Source organism: Betaproteobacteria bacterium (genome assembly GCA_016194905.1).
Classification (GTDB): Bacteria; Pseudomonadota; Gammaproteobacteria; order Burkholderiales; family JACQAP01; genus JACQAP01.
Genome location: JACQAP010000021.1, coordinates 321,677 through 334,415, shown reverse-complemented (window position 1 = coordinate 334,415; position 12,739 = coordinate 321,677). Strand labels below are relative to the sequence as shown.

General features: G+C 61.2%; 10 protein-coding genes. 4 read left to right on the top strand and 6 right to left on the bottom strand.

Annotated features, from left to right (window positions below):
• Positions 1 to 179: 179 nt before the first annotated feature.
• The 4 genes from HY067_15670 to HY067_15655 all read right to left on the bottom strand — a co-directional run bounded on the left by HY067_15670 (position 180) and on the right by HY067_15655 (position 5,528).
• Positions 180 to 1,973, bottom strand: coding sequence for an acyl-CoA dehydrogenase (locus HY067_15670; protein ID MBI3529394.1), 1,794 nt, complete (start codon positions 1,971 to 1,973; stop codon positions 180 to 182).
• A gap of 175 nt (positions 1,974 to 2,148) precedes the next feature.
• The gene (locus HY067_15665; GenBank protein MBI3529393.1) at positions 2,149 to 3,078 is read right to left on the bottom strand and encodes an electron transfer flavoprotein subunit alpha/FixB family protein; all 930 of its coding nucleotides are present in this window, start codon (positions 3,076 to 3,078) and stop codon (positions 2,149 to 2,151) included.
• Positions 3,078 to 3,827, bottom strand: coding sequence for an electron transfer flavoprotein subunit beta/FixA family protein (locus tag HY067_15660; GenBank protein MBI3529392.1), 750 nt, complete (start codon positions 3,825 to 3,827; stop codon positions 3,078 to 3,080). Before HY067_15660 ends, HY067_15665 begins: the two co-directional genes overlap by 1 nt.
• Before the next feature lie 69 nt (positions 3,828 to 3,896).
• Positions 3,897 to 5,528, bottom strand: coding sequence for an acyl-CoA synthetase (locus tag HY067_15655; GenBank protein ID MBI3529391.1), 1,632 nt, complete (start codon positions 5,526 to 5,528; stop codon positions 3,897 to 3,899).
• Between the two features lie 297 nt (positions 5,529 to 5,825).
• Here HY067_15655 and HY067_15650 point away from each other — a divergent pair, with 297 nt between their 5' ends.
• Genes HY067_15650 through HY067_15640 form a run of 3 tightly spaced genes read left to right on the top strand, consistent with a single transcriptional unit; the run spans position 5,826 to position 8,820 of the window.
• Complete coding sequence (locus tag HY067_15650; GenBank protein ID MBI3529390.1) at positions 5,826 to 7,079, top strand: PEGA domain-containing protein; 1,254 nt, start codon at positions 5,826 to 5,828, stop codon at positions 7,077 to 7,079.
• A 5-nt stretch (positions 7,080 to 7,084) separates the two neighbouring features.
• Positions 7,085 to 7,483, top strand: coding sequence for a TssQ family T6SS-associated lipoprotein (locus HY067_15645; GenBank protein MBI3529389.1), 399 nt, complete (start codon positions 7,085 to 7,087; stop codon positions 7,481 to 7,483).
• Positions 7,480 to 8,820, top strand: a complete 1,341-nt coding sequence (locus HY067_15640) for a serine/threonine protein kinase (protein ID MBI3529388.1) — start codon at positions 7,480 to 7,482, stop codon at positions 8,818 to 8,820. Before HY067_15645 ends, HY067_15640 begins: the two co-directional genes overlap by 4 nt.
• A 9-nt stretch (positions 8,821 to 8,829) precedes the next feature.
• Here the strand turns inward: HY067_15640 and radA are convergent, their stop codons facing one another.
• Both radA and alr read right to left on the bottom strand, forming a co-directional pair.
• Positions 8,830 to 10,182, bottom strand: coding sequence for a DNA repair protein RadA (radA, locus tag HY067_15635; GenBank protein MBI3529387.1), 1,353 nt, complete (start codon positions 10,180 to 10,182; stop codon positions 8,830 to 8,832).
• Between the two features lie 5 nt (positions 10,183 to 10,187).
• The gene (gene alr / locus HY067_15630) at positions 10,188 to 11,258 is read right to left on the bottom strand and encodes an alanine racemase (GenBank protein MBI3529386.1); all 1,071 of its coding nucleotides are present in this window, start codon (positions 11,256 to 11,258) and stop codon (positions 10,188 to 10,190) included.
• 201 nt (positions 11,259 to 11,459) lie between these two features.
• Between alr and lplT the strand changes: the two genes are divergently transcribed.
• Entirely contained in the window at positions 11,460 to 12,692 is a 1,233-nt protein-coding gene (gene lplT, locus HY067_15625; GenBank protein MBI3529385.1) for a lysophospholipid transporter LplT, read from the top strand.
• Positions 12,693 to 12,739: the final 47 nt, after the last annotated feature.

Sequence of the window (12,739 nt, the reverse complement as noted above, 5' to 3'; positions counted from 1 at the left end):
TTTTTTTGGAAACGAGCCTCCCGAAAAGTGCGGTCAAACAGGCGATTCAAACGTTCGTTTGAATGATCGTCAGCCTGCGAACGGTTGTCAACGGAAAATTTCCGGACAGAGCAAAAAAAACGCAACCCGAAGGCCGCGTCCGATCTTACTGTTCTACGAGCGGTGAGCGCCGCGTCATGTCAGAACTGGGCTTCTTCGAGCGCCAGTACGCTGCTCGAGCCATGCACGATTTCGTGTTTGTAGGCCGCCGCCAGGGGAACGATGTGCTCCGCATAAAAACGCGCGGTGCCGATCTTAGCGCGGTAGAAATCGTAATCGTCGTTGTTTTCATCCAGCCTGTTTTTCGCGATCAGCGCGGCGCGCGCCATCTGCCAGGCGCCGGCCACGGTGCCGAACAGTTTCAAAAACGGCACGGCCCCCGCCGACGCTGCTTTCATATTGCCGGGGAAAGTCGCGAGCAGCCAGTCGGTCGCTTCGGACAACGCGGACACCCCTTCCGCCAGCGAGCGCCTGATCACGGCGAGACCGGGATGGCCGACCTTTGCAAGTTCTGCGTCGAAGCCTCGCATCTGCTCGATAAGCAGCTTGATGGTGGCGCCTTTCTCGTATGCAAGCTTGCGGCCGACCAGATCATTGGCCTGGATGCCGGTGGTGCCTTCGTAGATCGTCGTGATGCGCGCATCGCGCAGATATTGCGCTGCGCCGGTTTCCTCGACGAACCCCATGCCACCATGAATCTGCACACCCGTCGACGCAATTTCGATGGACTGCTCGGTACACCAGCCCTTTACCACCGGCGTCAGCAGATCGAACATGGCCTGATTTTTGGCGCGCTCGGCTTTGTCCGGATGCAGCAACGCCTTGTCGAGATGGGCGGATGCCAGGGTCGCCAGTGCGCGCATCGCCTCGGTCTGCGCCTTCATGCTCATCAGCATGCGGCGCACGTCGGGATGATGAATGATGCTGACACGGTCCCCGCTCTTGACGCCGACTTCCCTGCCCTGGACTCGGTTTCTCGCGTAGTCGAGTGCATGCTGGTAAGCGCGTTCGGCGATCGCGACGCCCTCGATGCCGACTTCAAGCCGCGCGAAATTCATCATCGTGAACATGTATTCCAGGCCACGATTCTCCTCGCCGACCAGATAGCCGACCGCGCCATCGGCGTCGCCATAAGCCATCACGCAGGTCGGACTGCCGTGGATGCCGAGCTTGTGCTCGATCGACACGCATTTCACGTCGTTGCGTTTTCCCGGACTGCCGTCGGCGTTGACCAGGAATTTCGGCACGACCAACAGCGAAATGCCTTTCACGCCTTCCGGCGCATCCGGCGTGCGCGCGAGCACCATGTGGATGATGTTCTCTGCCATGTCGTGCTCGCCCCAGGTGATGAAGATCTTGGTGCCGTAAATGCGGAAATGGTCGCCCTCGGGTACGGCTCGAGCGCGCACTGCGGAAAGATCCGAACCCGCCTGCGGTTCGGTAAGGTTCATGGTCCCGGTCCACTTGCCACTCACCAGGTTCGGCAGGTAAGTATCTTTCTGCGCATCCGAGCCGTGGCGCATGAGAGAAGCGACCACGCCGGCCGTGAGCATCGGACACAGGCAGAACGACATGTTGGCCGAATTCCACATTTCGGAAGTCTGCGCGGAGAGGATGTGCGGCAACCCCTGCCCGCCGTATTGGGGATCGCAGTTCAACCCGGTCCAGCCGCCTTGCGAGAATTGCTTGAAGGCATCCGCGAATCCCGGAGCGGAAGTCACCGCGTTGTTGTCCAATTTCGCGCCCGTGGTATCGCCCGGGCGGTTGAGCGGATCCAGCACGCCGGTGGCAAACTTGCCCGCCTCTTCGAGCACGGCATCGACCACATCGGGCGTGAGATCCTCACATCCCGGCAACTCGGCGATGTCGTCAAGACCGACCAATTCCTTGACCGTGAACTTCATGTCGCGTATCGGCGCTGCGTATGTGGACATTTCCTACTCCTGAATCATCGAGACCGGAAAACTCGTCACCACGGTGGATTCTTCGCAATACCCCTTTGAGGGGTACAGGAAGGAAAACCAGTCAGAAAAATAAAACTTAAATCCTGTTTTAACTTTCTCCGTGCTCTCCGTGGTTCAAGTTCTTCGGTGTTCGCAGTAAAAAAAATCAAAGTTGAGCAGTCAGTTCCGGCACAGCCTGGAAAAGATCGGCGACCAGACCGTAGTCGGCAACCTGGAAAATCGGCGCTTCGGCATCCTTGTTGATTGCCACGATGACCTTGCTGTCCTTCATGCCCGCGAGGTGCTGGATCGCGCCGGATATGCCCACCGCAATGTACAACTCGGGGGCGACGATCTTGCCGGTCTGCCCGACCTGGTAGTCGTTCGGTACGAAGCCGGAATCGACCGCGGCGCGCGACGCACCGACCGCGGCGCCGAGTTTGTCGGCTAGCGCTTCGAGGATCTTGAAGTTCTCGCCGTTTCCCATGCCGCGTCCGCCCGACACGATCGCGCGCGCCGACGTGAGTTCCGGACGTGCCGATTTGGTGAGCTCCTGCCCGATCATCGAGGACAGTCCGCTGTCCGGGCCGGCGCCGAGGTTCTCCACGGCGGCCGATCCGCCCGTTGACTGCGCTGCGTCGAAGCCGGTTGAACGCACGGTAATCACCTTGATCGCATCGCTCGATTGCACGGTGGCCAGCGCGTTGCCGGCATAAATCGGCCGCACGAAGGTATCGGCCGATTCGACCTTGACGATGTCGGAGATCTGCGCCACGTCCAGCAGCGCGGCCACCCGCGGCAACACGTTCTTGCCCGCACTCGTGGATGGCGCAAGCACATGGCTGTAGTTCCTCGCGATGGAGACGATCAGCGCGCTGAGACTTTCCGCCAGCGCGTGGGCGTAGTGGAGCGCATCAACCACCAACACTTTCTTAACGCCTGGAATCGCCGCCGCCGCTTTCGCAGCGCCAGCGCATTGATGTCCTGCGACGAGTATGTCGATGTCGCCGCCGATTTTCTGTGCGGCGGCGACCGTGTTGAGTAGCGCCGGCTTGATGACGGCGTTGTCGTGTTCGGCAATAACCAGAATAGCCATCAGATGACCTTAGCCTCGTTCCTGAGTTTTTCGACCAGCTCCTGCACGCTCTTGACCAGTTTGCCGGCGCTGCGCTTCGGCGGCTCCTGCACCTTCAGCGTTTTCAGCCGCGGCGCGACGTCGACACCGAGCGCTTCCGGCGTCAGCGTTTGCAGTGGCTTCTTTTTCGCCTTCATGATGTTCGGCAACGTCACGTAGCGCGGCTCGTTCAGGCGCAGATCGGCCGTCACGACGGCGGGCAGCTTGACGGAAATCGTTTCCAGCCCGCCGTCGACTTCCCGCGTGACTTCCGCGGCGGCGCCGCTGACTTTCAGCTTCGAAGCAAACGTAGCCTGCGACCAGTCAAGCAGCGCAGCCAGCATCTGTCCGGTCTGGTTGGAATCGTCGTCGATGGCTTGCTTGCCCATGATCACCAGGCCTGGCTGCTCCTTGGCTACGATCGCCTTGAGCAGCTTCGCCACCGCCAGGGGCTGGATTTCGACACCGGTCTCGACCAGGATCGCGCGGTCCGCGCCGATCGCCAGTGCCGTGCGCAACGTCTCCTGGGATTGCGCGGTGCCGATCGACACCGCGACGATCTCCGTCGCGACGCCGGCCTCCTTCAAGCGTATCGCCTCCTCCACCGCGATTTCGTCGAACGGATTCATCGACATCTTCACGTTGGCGGTTTCCACACCCGAGCCATCCGGCTTCACACGCACCTTGACGTTGTAATCCACCACCCGCTTGACGGGGACCAGTACCTTCATTTCGCAAACCTTTGGCTAGACGGGAAAGAATGCGAATTCTACCGCAGCACTTCGCAACGGCAACGACGTTCAGGCGGATCTGGCCTGTTCGCGCAGAACGTTTTTCTGGATCTTGCCGGTCGAAGTCTTCGGCAACGGACCGAATATCACCTTGCGCGGACATTTGAAATGGGCCAGTCGCTCGCGGCAAAAGACGATGATCTCCTGCTCGGTGACCGCCGGCGCGCCGATTTTCAGCGTGACGAAGGCGCACGGTGTCTCGCCCCATTTTTCGTCCGGCTTTGCCACCACCGCCGCCTCCAGAACGTGAGGGTGGCTGTAGAGCACATCCTCGACTTCTATCGTCGAAATGTTTTCGCCGCCGGAGATGATGATGTCCTTGGAGCGGTCCTTGATCCTCACGTAGCCATCCGCGTCGATGACCGCCAGGTCGCCGGTATGGAACCAGCCGCCGGCGAAGGCTTCCTCGGTCGCCTGCGGATTCTTGAGATAGCCCTTCATCGTGATGTTGCCGCGGAAGAAGATCTCGCCCATAACCTGCCCGTCCCGGGGCACCGGCTGCAGGGTCTTCGGGTCGAGCACGTCCATGCCTTCCTGCATTTCATAGCGCACGCCTTGTCTGCCGTTGAGTTCCGCGCGTTTCGCGGGCGGCAAAGACGCCCACTCCGGATGCTTGGCGCACACCGAGGCTGGACCATAGACCTCGGTCAGTCCGTAGACGTGCGTCAGGTCCACCCCGATGCGTTCCATGCCCTCGATGACCGCCCGCGGCGGCGCAGCGCCGGCGATCATTGCCGAGACCTTGTGACCGATGCCGGCGCGCAACTCGGCGGGCGCGTTGACAAGCATGTTGTGCACGACCGGCGCTCCGCAGAAATGGGTCACCTTGTGGCGGCGGATCAGGTCGAACACCGGCTTCGCTTCCACCCTGCGCAGGCAAACGCTGGTACCTGCGACGGCGGCAAGCGTCCATGGGAAGCACCAGCCATTGCAATGGAACATCGGCAGCGTCCACAGATAGACCGGAAAATGCGGCATCGCCCAGGTCACGATGTTCCCCACCGCATTAAGGTAAGCGCCGCGGTGATGCGTGACAACACCCTTGGGGTTGCCTGTCGTGCCCGACGTATAGGACAGCGCAATGGCGTTCCATTCATCACCCGGCAGCGTCCATGCGAACGCCGCATCTCCGGTTTCGAGAAAGGCTTCGTAGTCCATCTCGCCTATGAACTCACCACCGCTGGCCGGCGCATCGTCGATGTCGATTACCAGCACGTCGCGCCTTACGTGATGCAAAGCCGCGGCAATCGTCGGGGAGAACTCCCGATCGGTCAGCAATACCTTCGCCTCGCCGTGATTCAGCATGAAGGCGATGGCCTCTGCATCAAGCCGCGTGTTCAGGGTGTTCAGCACGGCGCCGGTCATCGGCACGCCGAAGTGCGCCTCGAACATCGCCGGCACATTCGGCGCCATCACCGCCACGGTGTCGCCGACACCGATGCCGCGCCTCGCCAGGGCGCAGGCCAGCTTGCGGCAACGCGCATAGGTTTCGCCCCACGTCGCTTCATCGTCTCCGTGGATGATGGCGACCCGGTTCGGGTAGACCTCGGCCGCACGGGCCAGGAAAGACAGGGGAGAGAGCGGAACGTAATTGGCCGGATTTCGATCCAGACCGGTCTCGTAAGGACTGTTGCGGTTCAAGGTTGCTCCGGAACTTTCCGAAAAAAAGGACTAGAACTTAAGTTATGGGGCAAGTCAGGCAAGCCCGCCAAAGCTTTCGGAATGATACGGGATTACCATCCCGGAACCCGCCGGGAAGGCCCTTACCCAAACCTAGAAAGCCATGGAAGATTGCTCCAAAAGCGCTTGACGCCAGTAGAAAATTTAATATTTCCTTATACCGAAGGGCAGTTGAATGGTGATAAGATTCACCTCCCCCGGAAGGCTCTAGCTCCGCCAAGGAACCCGTTTGATGCCGAAGCCGCAGGTGACGCCCAGATGATGCCCGAGCGCGCCAACCGCACGTTCATCTGCAGCGTGCTGTTCCTCGACATCGCGGAGTACTCCAAGAAACCGGTTTCGGAGCAGATCCAACTCAAGGACCGTTTCAATGCGTTGATCGCGGAGTCGATTCGCGACATCGTTCCGAACGATCGCATCATTCTCGACACCGGCGATGGCGTGGCCATCAATTTTCTGGGCGATCCCGAGGATGCGCTGTTTGTGGCCATGAGCCTGCGCGAATCCTTTGCTCCGAAGTCCGGCGGACCGTCCAACCTCCCGGCACGCATCGGCATCAACCTCGGCCCGGTGCGCCTGGTCCGAGACCTCAATAGCCAGCCCAACATCATCGGCGACGGCATCAACGTCGCGCAGCGCGTGATGGGATTTGCGAAACCCGGTCAGATACTGGTATCGCGCTCCTATTACGAAGTGGTATCCCATATCTCCGAGGGCTATATCAAGCTGTTCAACTACGAAGGCGCGCGCACCGACAAGCACGTGCGCGAACACGAGGTTTACAGCGTCGGCTATACCAGCACCCGAGGCAGCGGCATTCGCTCGCCTGCCGAGCGCGCGCTGGTCTCCACGCAAGAAGGCAAACACCAGGCGTCCACCGCGACGGTTGCCACCGGAACCGGCACCTTGCCCTGGCTCGCGCGCCTGGAACCGTGGTTGAACAACCGCACCATCGCTTTCGGCACCGCCACGCTATCCGTCGGCGCATTCACGCTTGCGGTCGTGGTAAACCTTCTTGGCCACGGCGAAGTCGCCGCGGTGTCGTCGTCACCCGCCGAGCACAGTGTGCAGAAGAAAGCGCCACTTTCCATACGCTCGGATGCAGGCATGTCGTCCGTGCCGCGCAAGCCCGCCGAAAAAAAACCCCGAACCATCGCCCGTGCGGAAATCGCGCAGCCCGAGGTCAACCTGCCCGCACCGAAATCAGACTCGAGTGAAAAAAAGGAGGCCAAGCTCTCGCCTTTCGCCTTCTTTTCCAGAGAGAAGCCCGCCACCGAACCGGATGCGCCTGCTGCGCCGGGCGGTACCGCACTGATCACGCTGGCAATCGCGCCGTGGGGTGAAGTCTATGTCGATGGGGATCGGATCGGCGTCAGTCCGCCGGTCAACGAAGTAGAGGTCGTGCCAGGCAAGCGCAAAATTGAAATAAAGAACGGCGGCTTTCCGGTCTACACTCAAGTCGTCGACGTAAAGGCCGATCAGAAGGTTCGCATCAAGCACAAGTTCAACTAGACAGCATGCTTACTCTCCGACTGACGCTGCTGCTGATTCTCGCCACCACGCTCGCGGCCGGCTGCCAGAGCGGTCTGTTCAAGAATTTCGGCGCAACCCGCAACGCCGGCAACAGCTACCTGGAGGAAGGCGTGCAGAACTACGAGGAAGGCAATTACCGGGTCGCGAAGCGGCGCCTGCAGTTCGCGCTCGAGGAAGGTTTGAGCCGGCCTGACCGCGTCAAGGCACACAAATACCTGGCTTTCATCGCCTGCGTTTCCAGCCAGCAACTCACCTGCCGCGAGGAATTCACGATCGCCCTGGAACTGGATCCGAAGTTCGAACTGGCGCCCGCGGAGGCCGGCCACCCGATCTGGGGTCCGATGTTCAAGAGCGTCAAGGCGAAACAGGCCAGGCAGCCATGATCAACGCCACGTCCGTCACAACGCTGGGGCGCTACGAGATCATCTCGGAACTCGGGCAGGGCGCGATGGGGGTGGTCTACAAGGCTCGCGACCCGATGCTGGATCGCCTCGTCGCCATAAAAACCATCAATCTGACGCTGCCGAAGGAAGAACTGGCCGAATACGAGGCGAGGTTCTACCAGGAAGCCAAGGCGGCGGGCGGCCTCTCCCACCGCAACATCGTCACCATTCACGACATCGGCCGCAGCGACCGTGTCGCTTACATGGCGATGGAGTTTCTGGAAGGCCAGGAGCTGCGCCGGCTGATGCAATCGCGCGTCCCGATCCGGGTTGCCCATGCGCTCGATATCGGAGCACAGGTCGCCGAAGGCCTGCAATTCGCGCACGATCGGCAAATCGTCCACCGCGACATCAAGCCCGCGAACATCATGGTGCTCAACGACGGACTGGTGAAAATCACTGACTTCGGTATCGCGCGCATGCGCAACAACGAGGTCAAGACCATCGCCGGCATGATCCTGGGTTCGCCCAAGTACATGTCCCCGGAACAGGTTTCGGGCAAACGAGCCGATGCGCGCTCCGACATCTTTTCGCTGGGCGTGGTGCTCTACGAAATGCTGACTGGCACGTCTCCCTTCGTCGCCGACAATATCCATGGCGTGATGTACCAGACCCTGAATTTCAATCCGCCGGCGCCGAGGACGCTCAATCCCGAGCTGCCGGATGTCTTCAACTACATCGTTGCGAAGGCGCTGTCCAAGAATCTGGATGATCGTTACCAGACCGCAAAGGATCTCTCGCATGACCTGCGCCAGGCACTTTCCGCCCTCTCCGGCGAGTCGACCGCACCCAGGGTCGCCGCCGATCCGGTGGATGCGCCTTTCGTCGAGCCGGATTCACCCATGACGCGGCAGGAAGACAAGGAAGCGCGCATTCTTGGCATGGTGGACGAAGACGCCCAGCAATCCGGAGCGGAATCGGTACCGGCGAATGCGCCCTCCTCAGCCACGGAAACCGCTCATCCGGGGCTTGGGCTGTCGAAGGCTTTCGATTCGTTCGACGCCACCATGCGGCTTGCCGCGCTGACCGGCATGGAGAAGGAACTGGACAAGTTTTCGGAAACGCAGAAGATCGCCCGCCTCAAAGCGCTGGCGGATGCAAAGCGTGCCGCCGCGGCGTCAGCTTCCACGCTGTCGGGCAGCGCAACCTGGCAGCAGTCAGCCGCGGGCGGGCAAAATACCGCGCCGGCCGGCGCGATGGCGGCGCAACTGAAATTGATCTGGATTGGCAGCGGGCTCATGGTGTTCGCCGCCGCAGTTCTGTTCCTGCTGCGCTGAAGAATTCCTTCAGCGTACCCTGGCCACCGCTTCTTCGACACGCTCCACGCTGACCACCTCGATCCCATCGATCGCCGATTTCGGCGCGTTCGCCTTCGGGATGATCGCAAGTCTGAATCCGAGTTTGGCCGCTTCCCTGAGCCGCTCCTGTCCGCGCTGCACGGGCCGCACTTCTCCGGCCAGTCCGATTTCGCCGAACGCGACCAGCTTTTCCGGCAAAGGCTTGTTTCGCAGTGAAGACACGATGGCGAGCAACACCGGCAGATCCGCGGCAGGCTCGTCGATTTTGACACCACCGACCGCGTTCACGAATACATCCTGGTCGAACGCCGCGATACCGGCATGGCGGTGCAGCACCGCAAGCAACATCGCCAGCCGGTTCTGTTCAAGACCGACGCTCAGCCGCCGCGGATTCGGTGCGTGCGCCTCATCCACCAGCGCCTGCACTTCCACCAGAAGCGGTCGGCTACCCTCCTGCGTAACCATCACGCACGAACCGGACACCTGGGTCTCGTGATGCGACAGAAACAGTGCGGAAGGATTGGACACCCCGCGCAGGCCGCGATCGGTCATCGCGAACACGCCGAGTTCGTTCACCGCCCCGAAACGGTTCTTGATTGCGCGAACCAGCCGGAAACTGGAATGCGTTTCCCCTTCGAAATACAGCACTGCGTCCACCATGTGTTCCAGCACGCGCGGGCCGGCCAGCGCGCCCTCCTTGGTCACATGGCCGACCAGCAGCAAGGCGGTACCCGAAGACTTGGCGAAGCGCGTCAGTTGCGCGGCGCATTCGCGCACTTGGGCGACGCTGCCCGGCGCCGACTGCAGCGCTTCGGAATAGATGGTCTGGATCGAGTCGATCACAGCGACGTCGGGCTTCTGCGTCGATAATACCGAAAGGACTTTCTCGAGCTGGATTTCCGCCAGCAGATTCAGCGCCGCCGCATCCTCTGTCAGCCGCCGCGCCCGCAACGCGATCTGATGCGCCGATTCCTCGCCGCTGACATAGACGGCATTGCAACTGCCGCCGAGTTTCGCCAGTGCCTGCAGCAGCAGCGTGGATTTGCCGATGCCCGGATCGCCGCCGAGAAGCACCACCGCGCCGGTGACCAGCCCTCCGCCGAGCACCCGGTCCAGTTCGTCGATGCCCGTAGGCCGGCGCGGCTCTTCGCGAGCGTCGACTTCGCCCAGTTTCTGCAGTTTGCTGGATTCCGTGACCGACTGGTAGCGCGATCCCACCGTCTTCTCTGCAATGGTTTCGACCAGCGTGTTCCAGGCGTTGCAATGCGGGCATTGGCCCTGCCATTTCAGCGTCTGCCCACCGCACTCGGTGCAGGTGTAGATCGTTTTCACCTTCGCCATCGCCTTTAGCCCGCTTCGCGCACGGGCACGCGCCGCGCCAACGCGCACAACAATTCGTAGCTCACGGTGCCCGCCGCCGCCGCAACCTCCTCGACCGGCAGGCCTTCTCCCCACAACACCGCCGGGCTGCCAACTTTCGCGTGCGGGACATTGGTCAGATCCACGCACAGCATGTCCATCGATACGCGCCCCGCCATCGACGTACGCACCCCCTCGATCACCACCGGCATGCCGTTATAGGCATGACGCGGGTAGCCATCGGCGTAGCCGCACGCGACCACGCCGACACGCATGCTGCGGTCGGCCAAAAACTGGCTGCCATAACCGACGGTATCGCCAGGCTTGAGCTGCTGGATGGCGATAATTTCGCTCTTCAGCGTCATCACCGGCTTCAACCCCAGCTTGAGCGCGCCGGCATCCTCCAGAGGGCTTGCGCCATAGAGCATCAGACCAGGACGCACCCAGTCCCCGCGCGCGCCGGGGAAACGCAGCAGGGCCGCCGAATTCGCCAGCGAGCGCGCGTAGCCCGGGCGCGCGACGCGCCCCTCGAATTCCCGCATTTGCCAGTCGATGCCGCTGACGCCTTCAGCGTCGGAAAAATGCGTGGTCAATACGACTTTACCCACGCAAGGCAGTGCATTCAGCTCCTCCAGCACGCTGTGCGCGGCGGCGGCCGGAAACCCGAGCCGGTTCATACCGGTATTGAATTTCAGGAACACGTCGAACTTTTTGTCGGTGTGCAAGGTCTTGAGCATCTGCAGTTGCTCGCGGTCATGCACCATGACGGTGAATCCGTGATGCAATATTTCCGGCAGCTCGGCGGCTGAGAAAAAGCCTTCCAGCAGCAGGATGCGCTGGCGATAGCCGGCATCGCGCAGCCTGACGGCGTCATCGAGTTCCAGCAACGCGAACCCCTCCGCGTCCGCCAGCGTGCGCGCCACACGCAGCAGTCCGTGCCCGTATGCGTTGGCTTTGATGACTGCCATCATTGCAGCGTCACCGGCGTGGCGGCGCGCAATGGCGAAATTGTTTTTCAGGGCGGCAAGGTCAAAACTAGCTTGAATCGGGCGGGCCATGTAAGGTTTGTTTTCCCGACATTGAGAATTGGAAGCGGCGCTCGGTCGTTATTCTATGCGTTCGGGCGCCAAATCAGGCAGGCTGTTTATGTCGGACGCGCAATACCGGTACATTTAATATGGTATAAAGCCGCCGGCCGAAGACGCAATGATTGTCAACGTAAAGAACCCGGACTCACCGCTCCCGCCCGCCCCGACACCATGAACCGCGGGTTCTACACCATCCTCGCCGCACAGTTTTTCTCCGCGCTTGCCGACAATGCGCTGTTGTTCGCCGCCATCGCGTTGCTGGCGAGCCTGAATGCACAGGCGTGGCAAACGCCGGTGCTGCAGCAGTTCTTCGTTTTCGCCTATATCGTGCTGGCCCCGTTCGTGGGTCCGTTCGCGGATTCCCTGCCCAAAGGCCGCGTGATGTTCGTGGCCAACGCGGTCAAGCTGCTCGGCTGCATCGCCATGCTGATGGGCACGCACCCGCTGCTGGCATACGGCCTCGTCGGCGTCGGCGCGGCGATGTATTCGCCGGCCAAGTACGGCATCCTCACCGAATTTCTGCCGCACCAGAAACTCGTGCTCGCCAATGGCTGGATGGAAGGTCTGACCGTGGCCGCGATCATCCTCGGCTCCATTCTCGGCGGCATCATGGTAGGGACCCGATTCGCGAACTACGTTTTCGAGCGCGTCGACCTGCCGTTCATCGAAACCGGCATCGACACGCCGCCCGAGCTGGCGATCGTCGTCATCCTGTTCTTCTATTTCATCGCGGCGGTGATCAACCTGTACATCCCCAGGGTGGCCATCGACCACAAGCTGCAAAAACGCAATCCCGTGTTCATCATGCAGGATTTCTGGCACAGCTTTCGGCTGCTGTGGCGCGATCCGCTCGGCCAGGTTTCCCTCGCCGTGACCACGCTATTCTGGGGCGCAGGGGCGACCTTGCGCCTGATCGTGCTCACCTGGGCATCGATGGCGCTGAAATTCAGCCTGGAAAAGGCGACCCAACTGACCGCGGTCGTCGCGATCGGAATTGCCCTGGGTTCGGTGCTGGCGGCAAAATATGTCTCGCTGAAGCGTGCGGTTCGCGTGCTGCCTGTGGGCATCGCGATGGGGTTTCTGGTCATCACGATGGTGTTCGTCACCGACTGGCGGATCGCGATCGTCCTGCTGGTGCTGATCGGGGCAATGGGGGGTTACTTTGTTGTACCCATGAATGCCCTGCTGCAGCACCGCGGCCATCTGCTGATGGGAGCAGGCCACTCGATTGCGGTGCAGAATTTCAATGAAAACCTGTCGATCCTGGTGTTGCTCGGCGTCTATGCGCTGATGATCAAGGTCGATGTTCCGATCCAACTCATCATCATCGCTTTCGGCCTGTTCATCGCGACAGCCATGGGTTACCTGACGCGTAAACACTGGCACGATCAGGATCGCAGCTAGAAACGCCACGCCCCCCTCTCCCCAGCCCTCTCCTGCCAGTGGAGAGG

Bases quoted from the DNA above. Each gene is read 5' to 3' on its own strand.
- HY067_15670 (MBI3529394.1), bottom strand. From the start codon at position 1,973: ATGTCCACATACGCAGCGCCGATACGCGACATGAAGTTCACGGTCAAG.
- HY067_15665 (MBI3529393.1), bottom strand. From the start codon at position 3,078: ATGGCTATTCTGGTTATTGCCGAACACGACAACGCCGTCATCAAGCCG.
- HY067_15660 (MBI3529392.1), bottom strand. From the start codon at position 3,827: ATGAAGGTACTGGTCCCCGTCAAGCGGGTGGTGGATTACAACGTCAAG.
- HY067_15650 (MBI3529390.1), top strand. From the start codon at position 5,826: ATGATGCCCGAGCGCGCCAACCGCACGTTCATCTGCAGCGTGCTGTTC.
- HY067_15645 (MBI3529389.1), top strand. From the start codon at position 7,085: ATGCTTACTCTCCGACTGACGCTGCTGCTGATTCTCGCCACCACGCTC.
- HY067_15640 (MBI3529388.1), top strand. From the start codon at position 7,480: ATGATCAACGCCACGTCCGTCACAACGCTGGGGCGCTACGAGATCATC.
- radA (MBI3529387.1), bottom strand. From the start codon at position 10,182: ATGGCGAAGGTGAAAACGATCTACACCTGCACCGAGTGCGGTGGGCAG.
- alr (MBI3529386.1), bottom strand. From the start codon at position 11,258: ATGGCCCGCCCGATTCAAGCTAGTTTTGACCTTGCCGCCCTGAAAAAC.
- lplT (MBI3529385.1), top strand. From the start codon at position 11,460: ATGAACCGCGGGTTCTACACCATCCTCGCCGCACAGTTTTTCTCCGCG.